The sequence below is a fragment of the Methylobacterium frigidaeris genome, assembly GCF_022179185.1.
Lineage (GTDB): Bacteria > Pseudomonadota > Alphaproteobacteria > Rhizobiales > Beijerinckiaceae > Methylobacterium > Methylobacterium frigidaeris.
This window is the reverse complement of sequence record NZ_BPQJ01000009.1, coordinates 154,290-166,979: the sequence shown is the minus strand read 5'-3', so window position 1 is coordinate 166,979 and position 12,690 is coordinate 154,290. Positions and strand designations below refer to the sequence as shown.

Sequence of the window (12,690 nt, the reverse complement as noted above, 5' to 3'; positions counted from 1 at the left end):
TCCTCGACGTGACTCGGACGCGCCGCACCGTGCGCGTCCGGTTGACGTCCCCGGTGCGCCTGCGACGATGCGTTCGCGTCATGCCCCTGTTCAGTAGGCCTTGTATTCCGCGTAATCGTCGACAGCCTCGATCGGGATCGTTACGTGATGACCGTCGATCTCGACATTGACCCGCGATGGTACCTGGGCCCGCTCGTTCGACTTGACGCTCGCTCGGATGCGGGCCCCGCGACCGTCGAGAGGCAGGGAAAGCTGGGCGGCCGACACGGGGATCTGCTCCAGGATGCTTGGGGTTTTTTCCTGGAGGGCGCGCTGCGACGCCTGGATGCCGATCTGGTTGCGAAACCGCGCGAGGCCGGCACCATATGTCACGTCCGTCACGACGGCGAGTTGCGTGACGTCGCCCTCGGTCCAACCCGTCGTGCGACCGGCCTTGTAGACCCGGGTCGATCCCGCGACCTGGCCCGTGACGGGATCGACCGCGAAGGGAGTGGCGACGCCCCTGAGATTGCCACCGAGCCCGATCCGCGCGATCTCCGTCACATCGCGTTTCGCCGCCGCGAGTTCGGCCACCGCGAGCTCGGCCGCCGCGCAATCCACGTCGTTGAACGGGATCCCGGTCGGCCCATGGAACTGGATGTCGATCCAGCCGGACAAGCTCGCGATCTTCAGCTGTGCGTTCAGCTTGGCCGGCGTGCTCATCAGAGCTAGTTCGCTCGCCGTCAGATCGAGCGTTCCGGGCTGCACGATGGCATCACCCTTCTTGCCTGCATTCTCGGCAGCGATGACGTGGTTGTTCGACACCAGGTACTGACGGCCCTGATCGTCGATGACGAAGAAACCGAGCGTGCCGACCGACAGCGTGTGCGGATAGGCCCTCTGCGGATTGGTGATCCCGAGTCCTGCGCGCAGGACGCGAAACCGCTTCTGTAGGTCGAGGGTCGGCGGCATGCCGCCATGAAGGCCACGCTGCGACTCCGGAACCTTGAGGCCAGGCTGTGCCTTGAACCGCGCTCCAGTCTCGACGAGATCGATCTCAAACGGAAGATCTCTCGGACGGCCTATCCCGGTCACCGATGCGGCCGCTGCGGCGAAGAGCGGTATTCCCTGTGCCTTGACGGTCTTCTCGGGCAGCTTCTTCTCAACGAAGTCTGTTATGCAGAACGGAGATTCGTCGGAAAGCGGACCTGCACTCTTTTTGCCGATTCCGACACCGATCAGATTGTTGGCAGGATCATCCAGGAGCGCGTCGGCATGGGCGTCGAGCCAGCTGACGAGCTGTGCAAAGCGCGCTCCATCGCCGTCAGATGTCCCATGGCCAGCGCTCGAACCGGAACGAGACATGACCGAAGCTCGCTGATCTGTGGCTTTCCGAGAGCAGATCTTGAATTCCGTTTCCTGTCAACGCGTCGACGACGAGAAACAGATTTCCCGGCCTTGCGTCAGACCGTCGAGGCCTGCGCCGTCAGCAACCTGTATCGTAACTCGAGTGGCGATCGACCCGACATGCCGCAAAGGCAACGGCACCAAGCCGACAAAATTCTGCCGTTCCACCTGGGAGATCAAGGACATTCCGAGCAGGCAATCTCGGTGTATGCATGGCGGTCGAGAGCGAAACGAGGCAGCGGTGATTATGCCGATTGCTGCTCAGCGCGGCTCCAACCGGCCGCACTCCCCCCGCCCCTGGCACGCCCCGCACTCCCCCTCGATCTCGACGATCCGGCTCGCCGGCTTGAACCCGGCCTGGGCTAGCGTCCGGTCCAGGCTGCGCTCGATCTCGGCCGAGATCGTCTCGTCCACGCTGCCGCAACTGCGGCAGATCAGGAAGACCGCGCTCTCGCCGGCGCCGTGACCGTGCTCGCAGGGCACGAAGGCGTTGCGGCTGGCGATGCGGTGGACGAGGCCGTGCTCGGTCAGGAAGTCGAGAGCGCGGTAAACCGAGACCGCGGCGACGCGCTTGCCCGGGGCGCTCAGGCGCTCGGCGATGTCGTAGGCGCCGAGCGGGCGCCCCTCCTCCGCCACCACTTCCAGGGTACGGCGGCGCAGGGCCGTGAACTGCAGGCCGAGATCCTGCGCCAGCCGCTCGGCCCGCGCGACCAGGTCGGCCGTCCGGGCCGGACCATGTCCATCTCGGCCATGCGCGTGACCGTGATGCCCGCAGGTTCCGTGCTCGTCCATCCGACACCCTCCCGCGCCGTCCTACCCCAACCCGGCGGCGGTTGACAGACCCTGCCTGTTACAGTGTAACGATCCGCGTTGGGTCGGCAGCCGGCCGCCCCTCATATGGGGTTCGCACCGGCGCCCGCCGAGGGCGCGACCCGGACCCGAGCGACCGATTCGCCGATGCCGCATCCTCATGCCCCCGCTCTGCGGACCGACGCCGCTCCGCGTCCTCAAGCGGCGCCCTTCTCCCTGCTGCGGCAAGGGATCGGGCCGCGCCTCGCCGTGGCCGCGCTGCTGGCGGCGGCGCTCTGGGCCCTGATCGGCTGGGCGACGGCGTGACGGCACCGCTCAAACATTCCCTGCCTGGCGGCACCCTGCATCCCGCACCGGGCGGCACCCTGGTGCTGCGCGGCCTCACCCTCGGTTATGCCCGCCACCCGGCGGTCCACCACCTCGACGGCACGATCTTAGCCGGTTCGCTCACCGCGGTGGTCGGACCGAACGGCGCCGGCAAGTCGACCCTGCTCAAGGGCATCATGGGCGAGATCGCGCCGCTGGAGGGCGAGGTCGGCCGCTCGGGGCTGGCGCGGCAGGACATCGCCTACCTGCCCCAGGCCGCCGAGATCGACCGGGCCTTTCCGGTCGGCGTGTTCGATCTCGTGGCGATGGGGCTGTGGCGCCGGGTCGGGCCCTGGCGCTCGCTCAAAGCCTACCGGGCCGCCGTCGAGGCGGCTTTGGCGGCGGTGGGGCTCACCGGGTTCGAGCGCCGGCCGATCGGCACGCTATCGGGCGGCCAGCTCCGCCGGGCCCTGTTCGCCCGCGTCCTGCTCCAGGATGCACGGGTGATCCTGCTCGACGAGCCCTTCGCGGCGATCGACGCCCGCACCACCGACGAGCTGCTGGGGCTGGTCCACGGCTGGCACGCGGAAGGCCGCACCGTCGTGGCGGTGCTGCACGACCTCGACCAGGTCGCCCGCCACTTCCCCTCGACCCTGCTGCTCGCCCGGGAGGCAGTGGCGTGGGGCGCGACGCAAGAGGTGCTGACGGCCGACAACCTGCGCCGCGCCCGCCGGCTCTGCGAGGCCTGGGACGAGGACGCACCCGTGTGCCGCGCCCCGGCCGCAGCGGCCAGGCACGACCACCCGTCGCACGATCAAGACCACGACCATTCCCACGGGCACGCCGCGTGATCGACCTCCTGACGGCGCCCTTCGTCGAATTCTCGTTCATGCGCCGGGCGCTGGCCGGCTGCGTCGCCCTGTCGGTCGGCGCCGCCCCGGTCGGCGTCTTCCTGACCCTGCGCCGCATGAGCCTGATGAGCGAGGCGATGAGCCACGCCATCCTGCCGGGCGCGGCGGTCGGCTTCCTGTGGGCCGGGCTGTCGCTGCCGGCGATGACGCTCGGCGGCCTCGTCGCCGGCCTCGCGGTGGCGCTCCTCTCCGGCTTCGTCGCCCGCTCGACGGTATTGCGCGAGGATGCGAGCCTGGCGGCCTTCTACCTCATCTCGCTCGCCGCCGGCGTGCTGCTGATCTCGGCCCGGGGCTCGTCGATCGACCTCCTGCACATCCTGTTCGGCACGGTGCTGGCCCTCGACGACGACGCCTTGGTGCTGCTCGGCGGCATCGCCACCGTGACGCTCGTGGGGCTCGCCGTGGCCTACCGGCCGCTGGTGATGGAATGCGTCGATCCGCTGTTCCTGCGCTCGGTCGGCCGGGCGAGCGGGCCGGTGCATTACGGCTTCCTCGCCTTGGTGGTGCTCAATCTCGTCGGGGGCTTCGCCGCGCTCGGCACGCTGCTCGCCGTCGGGTTGATGCTGCTGCCGGCGATCACGGCCCGGTTCTGGGCCCTCGACCTCACCGGGCTGATGCCGGCCGCCGTGATCCTCGCCCTGATCGCGAGCGTGGCAGGTCTCCTCGTCTCCTACTACGCCAGCCTGCCGACCGGACCGGCGATCGTGCTCGCCGCCGGCACGCTCTACCTCGCCTCGATGCTGCTCGGCCCACGCGGTGGCCTGGTCTGGCGGCTCCTTCCCGCCCGTCACCTGGAAGCGTGACGCGACTTGGACGCGGGAGACTCCGGCGGGCGCGCCGGCTCACCCCGATGCGCCGCCCGCCGGCAGGCGTCCGAGCAGTAGCGCACCTCGTCCCAGACCCGCTCCCACTTCTTGCGCCAGGCGAAGGGCCGGCCGCATTGGGCGCAGGTCTTCTGCGGCAGGTCGCCCTTGCGACGCATCTTCGGCATCGCGGCGTCAGCGCCCCGTCTTGTCCGCGTCGGCGAGCGGGATGGCGCTCCAGCGGGTGATCTGCACGTAGCCGTCCCGCGCCGCCACCAGGATCTGGCGGCGGTAGGAATGCACCACCGCGCCGGGGGCGTGGCGGTGTGCTTCAGTCCAGCCGTGGGCCTCCTGCACGAAGATGCGGTTGTCATTGATCCGCGCCAGGGTCTCGATGGCGCCGAAGGCCCGGACCCGGCGCAGGATCGCCGCGACCGGCTGGCGGAAATCGAGGGTGCGGTCGAGGTCGGTGACCCGCGGCCAGTAGGCACCGTCGCCCTGCGGCTCGGCCTTGCGCCACAGGGCGGGCAGGTCGCGGGCGATCGGCCCGCGGGCGAGCCGCATCGCCGCCATCTGGCAGCGGGCGAGCAGGGTCTCGTGCGTCTCCGCGCCGGAGAGCGGGAAGACGTCCTGGGCCAGGATGTCGCCGGTGTCGAACCCCTCCTCGGCCAGCACGTGAGCGGTCACGCCCCAGCTCTCGTAGGACTCCACGATGGCGCGGAACAGCGGATAGGGCCCGCGACCGTCCGGCAGCGGCGAGGGATGGAGGTTGAGGGCGTAGCGCACCCGGCCCGGCCAGCCGGTGATCAGCCACGGATAGCCCGCCACCACCAGCGCCCAGTCGCGCCCGTGCTCGGCCGACAGCGCCTCGATGTCGGCGACGCGGATGCGCGAGAGCTGGATCGGCACCCGGTGCCGCCGGGCCAGGGCCACGACCGCCTCGTTCTGGTCGTAGACCCCGTCGCAGGGGCGGGTAAACAGCTTGATCGGCTGCCAGCCCGCCGCGACCAGGGCCTCGAACACACCGCCCAGGAAATCGATTCCCGCGAAGGCGAATTTCACGTCGCGACTCCTTAGCTGCCGGTTCCGGCCCCTGCGGCGGTTCGGCCCGGCGCGGGTGCCCCCGAGCGCCCTAGCTAGCGTTATGGGAAGCCGGAGGGGAGCCGCAATGGTGCGCCTGTCGATCAATCCTTCGCGTCCGCGGGCCGGAGGCTGACCAGGCATGCGCACGCTCCGCCTCGTGCTCGGGGACCAGCTCCATCCCCGGCTCGCCACCCTCACCGACCTCGATCCCGGCGCCGACACGGTGCTGATGGTCGAGGTCCTCGAGGAGGCGACCTATGTGCGCCACCACAAGCAGAAGCTGGTGCTGGTCTTCTCAGCCATGCGCCACTTCGCGGCCGAATTGCGTGGGCGCGGCATCGCGGTCGACTACGTCGCCCTCGAGGATCCGGGCAATGCCGGCTCGTTCACGGGCGAGCTCGCACGGGCCGTCGCCCGCCGCCGGCCCGACCGGATCGTCGTGACCGAAGCCGGCGAGTGGCGGGTCGAGGCGATGATGCGAACCTGGGAGGAGCGGTTCGGGCTGCCCGTCGAGATCCGGGACGACACCCGATTCCTGTGCCCGCGGCCGGTCTTCGCCCGCTGGGCGGAGGGACGCGAGACACTCCGGATGGAGACCTTCTACCGCGCCATGCGCCGGCGCACCGGCTTCCTGATGGAGGGGCGCGAGCCGGTGGGCGGACGCTGGAACTTCGACCACGACAACCGCCGCCGCCTGCCCCCCGGCCACGCCGTGCCGGAGCGCCGTCGCTTCCCGCCCGACGCGGTGACGCGGGGTGTGATGGACCTCGTCGCCCGCCGCTTCCCCGGCCATTTCGGCGATCTCGACGGGTTCGGCTGGCCGGTGACCCGCACCGAGGCCCTCGCGGCCCTGCGCCACTTCCTGGACGAGTGCCTGCCCGAGTTCGGCGACTACCAGGACGCGATGCGGGCGAGCACGCCCTTCCTCTATCACGGGTTGATCGCGCCCGCCCTCAATCTCGGTCTCCTCGACGCCGAGGAGGTCTGCCGGGCGGCGGAAGGACGCTGGCGCGAGGGCACCGCACCCCTCAACGCCGCCGAGGGCTTCATCCGCCAGATCCTCGGCTGGCGCGAATACGTGCGCGGGCTCTACTGGGCGCGGATGCCGGATTATCCGGAGACCAATGCGCTGAACGCCACCCGCGACCTGCCGTGGTTCTACTGGTCGGGCGAGACCGCCATGGCCTGCCTTGCCGAATGCGTGCGCGATACGAAGGCCCATGCGCATGCCCACCACATCCAGCGCCTGATGGTGCTGGGCAACTTCGCGCTCCTGGCGGGCCTGGCGCCGCGCCAGGTCGAGGAATGGTTCCTGGTCGTCTATGCCGACGCCTACGAGTGGGTGGAGCTGCCCAACGTCCACGGCATGGCGCTCTGGGCCGATGGCGGGCTCCTCGGCTCGAAGCCCTACGCGTCTTCCGGCGCCTATATCGACCGGATGTCGGATTACTGCCGCGGTTGCGCCTATGACGTGAAGAAGAAGGGCGGCGAGACGGCCTGCCCGTTCAACTACCTGTACTGGAACTTTCTGATCGCGAACGGCGATCGCCTGCGCGGCAACCAGCGCCTCGCCATGCCGTATCGGACCCTCGACACGATGCCGCCGGCGCGCCGGGACGCGATCGTGGCCGACGCCGCCCGCTTCCTCGATTCCCTCGATACATCAGAGGGGCAGCCAGGCGGTCAGCGTGCCGTAGGCGCCCGGGCGCCGGATCTGTTCCTCGTAGACCCAGCCGGCTGAGACGCGAAAGCTGACCTGCGCCACCGCGAAATCGGTGGCGTGGAGGCCGAGGCTCCATTTGCGGTAGCCGGTCCGGTCGGCGTAGAGGGCGGCCTCGGGACCGAGATAGGTGGCTCCCAGCGCGGGCAGCCGGACGCCCCAGGAGACCCGGCCCCAGGCGCTCCAGCGGGCCGTCCCGCCGATCAGCGTCGCGGTGACGAGCGTCGCCTCGGTCGGCCGGGCCCACAGCTCTCCTTGCACGCGCATGCCGGGGCGCGGTGCCGGCAGCCGCCTCGTGCCGGGACTGTCCAGTACCTCGAAGGCAAGTTCGGGCCCGGCGAACAGGGCGGCGACGCCCCAGTCGCGCATCCACTGCCATCCGGCCAGGGCGCCGGCCTGCACGGTGTGGCGCAGGGTGCGGGGCGGGGTCGCGCCGGCCTTCGCCCGCGGGTCGCCCCACCAATCGCGCTCCGGCCGCAGGCCGTAGCCAAGGGTCGCGAGGGCCACGAACCCGTCCCGGGCGATCCCGCCTGGCGCCACCTTGGCCCCGGTACTGACGAAGGTCGAGCGGCCCGCATCCAGGCTGCCGAACAGCACGGTCCGTACCTCCTCCCGCTCGTCGGCGAACGCGCCGTCCGGGCAGGCGAGACCGGCCGCCGCACAGAGCAGAACGGGAGGAAATGGGGGACGAGGCACGGGAGCCGGGTCTATCGTTGCGATCCTGGAAATATCTTTTCCATGGAACGTAACGTCAAGCTGCCACGAGGACTACGCTACACGTGCTCGGCGGCGCGCGATCCTCGTCCGACTGCGTGCACCGGACCGGGCCCGGCCCTCCCGGCCCGTCATTCGAGATATCCCCGGCCGGATCCGAGGCGGCGGGCGACCCGAGACTGTCAGCACTCACGCGAGGAGGCTGCCATTGCCTGAAAAATCAACGCATTAACCTCTGTTTCCGCTTGAGCGTAACCATTGATTAACTGCATCATCGGACGCTTGGTCGGCAAAGCGCTACGCACCCGAGAAGGATCGTCAACCACTCAGGAGGTGTCATGGTCTCTAAGGAGTTCCGGCAGCAGATCGAGGGATACGGGCTGACCACGGCCCACATCCTCTACCGCATCCCCGATCATCCCGGCGTGCTGCAGACCTATGTCTGGCAGGATTATGACCTCGCCCCACGCTTCCCGGTGCTCACCGGCTTCCTGGATTTCTGGAAGCGCGAGCTGGATGGACCGCTGCACTCGGTCCGGGTGGCCCATTCGCGCCTGATCAAGCCGGCGGAGTTCCGCGCCGTGAACGGGGTGCTGACGCTGCACTGAATCCGGCAGCCCGGCATTTTTCTTGGAGTCTGCCCTACGATTGCCCGGTTGGCCGTGTGAGAGGCCCGTAACGGCCGCGCTCTCGCAGCGCGGCGCTCACGTCGGTGAACCATGCACAGGCGCATCCTCTCCGCGGCCGGGCCGCTTCGACGGCGGCTCGGCCCCCTTCTCGCCGCCGGGCCGGTCCGCGCCGATCTCGGCGCGGGCACAACCCACGCGCGCGGGTTGGCCCGGGCGGCGGAGTGGGCTAGAGGGGGCCGGGCGACCCCGGCCCGGGGCGCCGTGACCCCGCCGGCGAGTGCCGTGCCCTCCGTCGAGGGTGCCGCGATCCCGCAAGGGGGCGCCTCCCCGGCACCGGACGGCCAGAGCCCCGTGACGCAATTCGCCCGCACTTCCGAGGTCCTGACCGTCCTCGCCGCCCAGGAGACCGAGCGGCTGACCGTCGGCGACATCGTGGCGGTCCTGCGCGACCGGGCCTTCGCCCTCCTCGTGGTGCTGCTCGGCCTGCCCAACTGCCTGCCGATGCCGCCGCCGATCCCGCTGATCTGCGGCCTGCTCCTCGCCCTGGTGGCGGCGCAGATCGCCGCCGGCATGTCGGCGCCCTGGCTGCCTCGCGCGCTGCTCGGCCGCTCGATCGCCCGGGCCGACCTGCAGCGGGCGGTGTCCCGCGCCGTCCCGCTGCTGCGCCGGCTCGAGCGCTGGTCGCGGCCGCGGCTGCGGGTGTTCGAGAACGACATCGGCATGCGCACCATGGGGCTGCTTCTCCTGGCGCTCTCCCTGGTGCTGATCGTCGCCGCCCCCCTGGTCGGCCAGATCCCGCTGGGCCTCGCCGTGACCCTGGTCGGCCTCGGCCTCGTCGAGCGCGACGGGATCGTGGTGGCGGCAGGCCTCGGTGTGGGCGTCCTCGGCGTGGCGTTGAATCTCGGTTTCGTCTACGCGGTCTTCACCGCCGTGATCGGGCTCCTGAACATCGGCGCCGCCGCGGGGCTGTGAGACGGCCCTCACGTCCCGGTGAGGTCAGGACGCGACCGGAGCCCCGACGGGCTGCGGCCCCGTCGCGGGTGCCGGGCGTGGCGCGGCGCATCACAGACGGCCCGACGCGACGTCCCTCTCGGTCACCCCCGATCCTCTCGGCGGCCTTCGCCCCGGCGAGTCCCGGTCCGGCGACGCCGGCGATCGCCGACACCGCGATGCAGGCCGGGCGCCGGACGGGCCTCGCCCTCGGCATCGGACCGGGTCGGTCGCCGCAGCGCTCGGGCTGGCGACGGCCTGGAGCGCCTGGACCCTGGAGGTGCTGCGTGATCTCCGCAGCGCCTCTCTCCTGTTCCTGGCTTTCAAATCGGCGTGCCGCGCGATCCGGGGCCGGCGGCCGCGGAACGGAAAGCCGCCGAGGTCTCGGCGTCACGCCCCCTATGCCAGGGGCTTCGCCCTGCATCTGACCGACCCGGAAGCGATCCCTCCTCTTCGGCTTCCTCGACACAATCGGCCTGTCGCCGCGGACATCGCACCGGCGGAACTGGCGCTGGTGATCGCTGCGATCGGCTTGCAGAGCACCCTGATCTCCGGCGGCAACGCCTGGCTGTTCTCGAACAGCCGGATGGCCCGCGTTTACCCGCGCCTGCGGCGGTGGTTCGAGGGCGCCGTCGCGGTGCTTTTCGCCGTGGCCGGCCGGCGAGTGCTCACCTCGCGGCTGACAACCTGATCGATCAGGTCAGGCCCGCCAGAGCCGCCGGCGTATCGACGTCGATCAGCACGCCGGCCTCGTCCACCGGCAGTTCCAGGACATCGTCGCGTCGCGCCAGCAGCGGGCCGGCACCACGGTCGCCGGTGAGGATGGCGAGGCCCGGACCGAGGAGGCGATGGTTGAGCAGCACCGGGTTGCCGCGCTGCCCGTCCCGTACCGGCACGACCGCGGAGGGGGCGACCGGAGCGGCGCGGAACGCGTCGGCGAGCCGCACCAGCAGGCCAGGGCCGACCCGCGGCATGTCGCCGAGGAGCACGAGCGCCGCCGACACCGATTGCGGCATGGCGCCGAGCCCGGCGCGCAGCGAGGTCGACAAGCCTTCGGCGTAATCAGGATTCTCGACGAGCGTCAGCGGCAATCCGGCGAGCGCGTCGCGCACCGCCTCGCCCGCATGGCCGAGCACGGCCACCACCGGCCCGAGCCCGGCCGCGACCGCGGCCTCCGCCGCGTGACGCACCAGCGGCTTGCCGTCGAGCGGGCTCAGGAGCTTCGGGCTCGCGCCGAAGCGTGTGCCGCGGCCGGCGGCGAGCAGCACCGTGCCGATCGGCTCAGGCATCGTCGGCGCTCTCGCCGCCGTCCCGGGGCTGGGGCCGCGAGACGATCTCCATCAGGAGCCCGCCGACCCCGAAGCCGACGATGTCGTCGCGGGTGACGGGGAGGCCGGCGAGGAGCCGCTGAAGCACCCAGTCGAAGCCGTTCTCCTTCGGCGAGCGGGCGCAGCCCGGCGCCCCGATCACCGGTACCTGACCCAGGTGGCCCAGCAGCAGCAGGTTGCCGGGATCGACCGGCATGCCGAGATGGTCGACGATCCCGCCGGCCGCCTCGATCCCGGCCGGGATCACGTCGCGCCGGTCGGCGATGGCCGAGGCGCCGAACACCACCGCGAGTTCTGCGCCGTCCCGCTCGACCGCGTCGCGCAGCGCGCGCGCCACGGCGCCGGCTTCGTGCGGCACGCGGGCCTCGCCCACGATCCGGGCCCCGGCGGGGCTCAGGCGGGATTCGAGCGTGCGCAGGGTCTTGTCGACGACGCTCGCCTTCAGGCCCGGCAGGAGGGTCGAGATCGCCGCCACCCGGGTCAGGCGGTAGGGCGCCACCCGGATCGCCGGCGCGGCCGCGGCGAGCGCCCGGTCGAGCACCGCGCCCGGAACCGCGTAGGGAATGATCTTGACCGTCGCCACCATCTCGCCGGGCACCACTGGCTTGAACGGCACCAGGGTCGCGAGGGTCACCGCCTCGTCAACGCGGTTCACGGCCGCGATCGCCGCCTCGTCGAGACAGAGCAGGCCAGCTCGCGCGGCGTGGAGGTTCGCCCGGCCGGTGAAGGGCGGTTCGACGGTAACGCCGATCCCGGCGACCGCGGCGGCGAGCCTTTCCGCCGCCTCGTCCTCGCCGACATCCCCCGGTTCGAGGGCCACTGCCACGACCTCGGCAATGCCGGCGGCCGCGAGACGCGCCGCATCCTCGACGGCGATCGGCCGGCCCTTCTTCACCACCGCATCACCGGCGCGGACCGAGTGTGCGGCGATCAGCCCGGCGGCTTCGGTGATCGGAACCGGGCCGAACCTCATGTGGGTGCCCGGCGGCGGTCCTGGCGCAGGGCCGCGATCACCTGCGCCAGAGTCGAGACGGCGATCTCGGCCGGGCTGACCGCGCCGATATCGAGCCCGATCGGCGCGGCGATCCGGCTGATCTGCTCACTCGTCAGGCCGGCGGCCGTCAGGCGCTCGACGCGCCGGCCATGGGTCTTCCGCGAGCCCAGCGCCCCGACATAGAAGCATTCCACCTTGAGCGCCGCGACGAGTGCCGGATCGTCGATCTTCGGGTCGTGGGTGAGCGCCGCGAGCGCGGTGTAACGGTCGAGCGGCGGCAGTTGCGCCAGGGCATCGTCCGGCCAGAGCGGCAGCAGGTTTACGTCCGGAAAGCGCTCCGGCGTCGCGAAGGCGGTGCGCGGGTCGATGATGGTGACGTCGAGGTCGGTCAGGCGTGCCATCGGGGCCAGCGCCTGGCTGATATGGACCGCGCCGATCACCACGAGCCGCGGCGGCGGCACCTGCACGGTGAGGAACAGCGAGCGACCCTCGGCCTCGACGATCCCGCTCTTGCCCGAGCGGAACCGCGCCAGCAGTTCCGGCGCGAGAGGATCGTGATCGGCCTCGGCCTCGCGCACCAGACGCTGGCCGCCGTCGGTCGTATCGGTGATCAGGATGACGGCGCGGCGGGCGGCGCGCTCCCGGTTCATCTCCCGCAGGATGTCGAGCTTCACGCGACCGGCTCGACCAGTACGCGAATGCGCCCGCCGCAGGACAGGCCGACCCGCCAGGCAGTCTCGTCGGCCACGCCGAATTCGAGCACCCGGGGCTGGCCGTCCTCGATCACGTCGGCCGCCTCGGCGATGACCGCGCCCTCGACGCAGCCGCCCGAGACCGAGCCGAGAAAGTTGCCCTCCTCATCGATGATGAGGTGGCTGCCGACCGGGCGCGGGGCCGAGCCCCAGGTCTCGATCACGGTGGCAAGCGCCACGCCGCGGCCGGCCTCGCGCCAGGCCTCGGCGGTGGCGAGGATGTCGGTGTCTGTCGACAGCATCGGACAACGTCTCCAGGGGCGT

At 71.1% G+C, this 12,690-nt stretch carries 16 protein-coding genes; 7 read left to right on the top strand and 9 right to left on the bottom strand.

All coding sequences use genetic code 11. The features are described from left to right. Positions 1-90: 90 nt before the first annotated feature. Together MFF64_RS12245 and MFF64_RS12240 are read right to left on the bottom strand one after the other, a co-directional pair. Positions 91-1,344: a hypothetical protein gene (locus MFF64_RS12245; RefSeq protein WP_238190934.1), complete on the bottom strand. Its 1,254-nt coding sequence runs from the start codon at positions 1,342-1,344 to the stop codon at positions 91-93. Between the two features lie 303 nt (positions 1,345-1,647). After that, positions 1,648-2,178 (bottom strand): Fur family transcriptional regulator, encoded by a 531-nt coding sequence (locus MFF64_RS12240; RefSeq protein ID WP_099899669.1) that lies wholly within the window; start codon positions 2,176-2,178, stop codon positions 1,648-1,650. 165 nt (positions 2,179-2,343) lie between these two features. Between MFF64_RS12240 and MFF64_RS12235 the strand changes: the two genes are divergently transcribed. Genes MFF64_RS12235 through MFF64_RS12225 form a run of 3 tightly spaced genes read left to right on the top strand, consistent with a single transcriptional unit; the run spans position 2,344 to position 4,216 of the window. Next, positions 2,344-2,502: a hypothetical protein gene (locus tag MFF64_RS12235; RefSeq protein WP_165795517.1), complete on the top strand. Its 159-nt coding sequence runs from the start codon at positions 2,344-2,346 to the stop codon at positions 2,500-2,502. Further along, complete coding sequence (gene aztA, locus MFF64_RS12230; protein ID WP_425324298.1) at positions 2,499-3,353, top strand: zinc ABC transporter ATP-binding protein AztA; 855 nt, start codon at positions 2,499-2,501, stop codon at positions 3,351-3,353. The genes MFF64_RS12235 and aztA overlap by 4 nt, the downstream gene beginning before the upstream one ends. A gap of 38 nt (positions 3,354-3,391) precedes the next feature. After that, positions 3,392-4,216 (top strand): metal ABC transporter permease, encoded by an 825-nt coding sequence (locus tag MFF64_RS12225; protein ID WP_165795518.1) that lies wholly within the window; start codon positions 3,392-3,394, stop codon positions 4,214-4,216. Here MFF64_RS12225 and MFF64_RS12220 read toward each other — a convergent pair. Both MFF64_RS12220 and MFF64_RS12215 read right to left on the bottom strand, forming a co-directional pair. Beyond that, a complete protein-coding gene (locus tag MFF64_RS12220; protein ID WP_238190931.1) occupies positions 4,201-4,404 on the bottom strand; it encodes a DUF2256 domain-containing protein in 204 nt (67 codons plus the stop codon). The genes MFF64_RS12225 and MFF64_RS12220 overlap by 16 nt on opposite strands. A 7-nt stretch (positions 4,405-4,411) precedes the next feature. Continuing rightward, positions 4,412-5,278: a methionyl-tRNA formyltransferase gene (locus tag MFF64_RS12215; protein WP_099899664.1), complete on the bottom strand. Its 867-nt coding sequence runs from the start codon at positions 5,276-5,278 to the stop codon at positions 4,412-4,414. A gap of 160 nt (positions 5,279-5,438) precedes the next feature. On the opposite strand from MFF64_RS12215, the gene MFF64_RS12210 reads away from it, so the two are divergent. Next, positions 5,439-7,040: a cryptochrome/photolyase family protein gene (locus MFF64_RS12210; RefSeq protein WP_238190929.1), complete on the top strand. Its 1,602-nt coding sequence runs from the start codon at positions 5,439-5,441 to the stop codon at positions 7,038-7,040. Here MFF64_RS12210 and bcsS read toward each other — a convergent pair. Beyond that, positions 6,963-7,715, bottom strand: a complete 753-nt coding sequence (gene bcsS, locus MFF64_RS12205; RefSeq protein WP_238190927.1) for a cellulose biosynthesis protein BcsS — start codon at positions 7,713-7,715, stop codon at positions 6,963-6,965. The genes MFF64_RS12210 and bcsS overlap by 78 nt on opposite strands. A 356-nt stretch (positions 7,716-8,071) precedes the next feature. On the opposite strand from bcsS, the gene MFF64_RS12200 reads away from it, so the two are divergent. From MFF64_RS12200 to MFF64_RS12190, 3 genes are all read left to right on the top strand, one after another. Next, complete coding sequence (locus MFF64_RS12200; protein WP_099899660.1) at positions 8,072-8,341, top strand: usg protein; 270 nt, start codon at positions 8,072-8,074, stop codon at positions 8,339-8,341. Between the two features lie 372 nt (positions 8,342-8,713). Further along, positions 8,714-9,334 carry an exopolysaccharide biosynthesis protein gene (locus MFF64_RS12195; protein WP_099899658.1) on the top strand — a complete coding sequence of 207 codons (621 nt, stop codon included), beginning with the start codon at positions 8,714-8,716 and terminating at the stop codon, positions 9,332-9,334. Positions 9,335-9,632: 298 nt separating this feature from the next. Next, complete coding sequence (locus tag MFF64_RS12190) at positions 9,633-10,043, top strand: hypothetical protein (RefSeq protein WP_165795516.1); 411 nt, start codon at positions 9,633-9,635, stop codon at positions 10,041-10,043. Positions 10,044-10,047: 4 nt separating this feature from the next. Here the strand turns inward: MFF64_RS12190 and MFF64_RS12185 are convergent, their stop codons facing one another. Genes MFF64_RS12185 through MFF64_RS12170 form a run of 4 tightly spaced genes read right to left on the bottom strand, consistent with a single transcriptional unit; the run spans position 10,048 to position 12,668 of the window. Next, positions 10,048-10,641 carry a nucleotidyltransferase family protein gene (locus tag MFF64_RS12185; protein WP_099899656.1) on the bottom strand — a complete coding sequence of 198 codons (594 nt, stop codon included), beginning with the start codon at positions 10,639-10,641 and terminating at the stop codon, positions 10,048-10,050. Continuing rightward, positions 10,634-11,653 (bottom strand): molybdopterin-binding protein, encoded by a 1,020-nt coding sequence (locus MFF64_RS12180; protein ID WP_238190924.1) that lies wholly within the window; start codon positions 11,651-11,653, stop codon positions 10,634-10,636. Before MFF64_RS12180 ends, MFF64_RS12185 begins: the two co-directional genes overlap by 8 nt. Continuing rightward, on the bottom strand, positions 11,650-12,348 hold the full coding sequence (locus MFF64_RS12175) for an XdhC family protein (RefSeq protein ID WP_238190922.1): 699 nt from the start codon (positions 12,346-12,348) through the stop codon (positions 11,650-11,652). Before MFF64_RS12175 ends, MFF64_RS12180 begins: the two co-directional genes overlap by 4 nt. Then, on the bottom strand, positions 12,345-12,668 hold the full coding sequence (locus tag MFF64_RS12170; protein ID WP_099900934.1) for an XdhC family protein: 324 nt from the start codon (positions 12,666-12,668) through the stop codon (positions 12,345-12,347). The genes MFF64_RS12175 and MFF64_RS12170 overlap by 4 nt, the downstream gene beginning before the upstream one ends. Between the last annotated feature and the right edge of the window lie 22 nt (positions 12,669-12,690).

Bases quoted from the DNA above. Each gene is read 5' to 3' on its own strand.
- MFF64_RS12245 (WP_238190934.1), bottom strand. From the start codon at position 1,344: ATGTCTCGTTCCGGTTCGAGCGCTGGCCATGGGACATCTGACGGCGAT.
- MFF64_RS12240 (WP_099899669.1), bottom strand. From the start codon at position 2,178: ATGGACGAGCACGGAACCTGCGGGCATCACGGTCACGCGCATGGCCGA.
- MFF64_RS12235 (WP_165795517.1), top strand. From the start codon at position 2,344: ATGCCGCATCCTCATGCCCCCGCTCTGCGGACCGACGCCGCTCCGCGT.
- MFF64_RS12225 (WP_165795518.1), top strand. From the start codon at position 3,392: ATGCGCCGGGCGCTGGCCGGCTGCGTCGCCCTGTCGGTCGGCGCCGCC.
- MFF64_RS12220 (WP_238190931.1), bottom strand. From the start codon at position 4,404: ATGCCGAAGATGCGTCGCAAGGGCGACCTGCCGCAGAAGACCTGCGCC.
- MFF64_RS12210 (WP_238190929.1), top strand. From the start codon at position 5,439: ATGCGCACGCTCCGCCTCGTGCTCGGGGACCAGCTCCATCCCCGGCTC.
- MFF64_RS12200 (WP_099899660.1), top strand. From the start codon at position 8,072: ATGGTCTCTAAGGAGTTCCGGCAGCAGATCGAGGGATACGGGCTGACC.
- MFF64_RS12185 (WP_099899656.1), bottom strand. From the start codon at position 10,641: ATGCCTGAGCCGATCGGCACGGTGCTGCTCGCCGCCGGCCGCGGCACA.
- MFF64_RS12180 (WP_238190924.1), bottom strand. From the start codon at position 11,653: ATGAGGTTCGGCCCGGTTCCGATCACCGAAGCCGCCGGGCTGATCGCC.
- MFF64_RS12170 (WP_099900934.1), bottom strand. From the start codon at position 12,668: ATGCTGTCGACAGACACCGACATCCTCGCCACCGCCGAGGCCTGGCGC.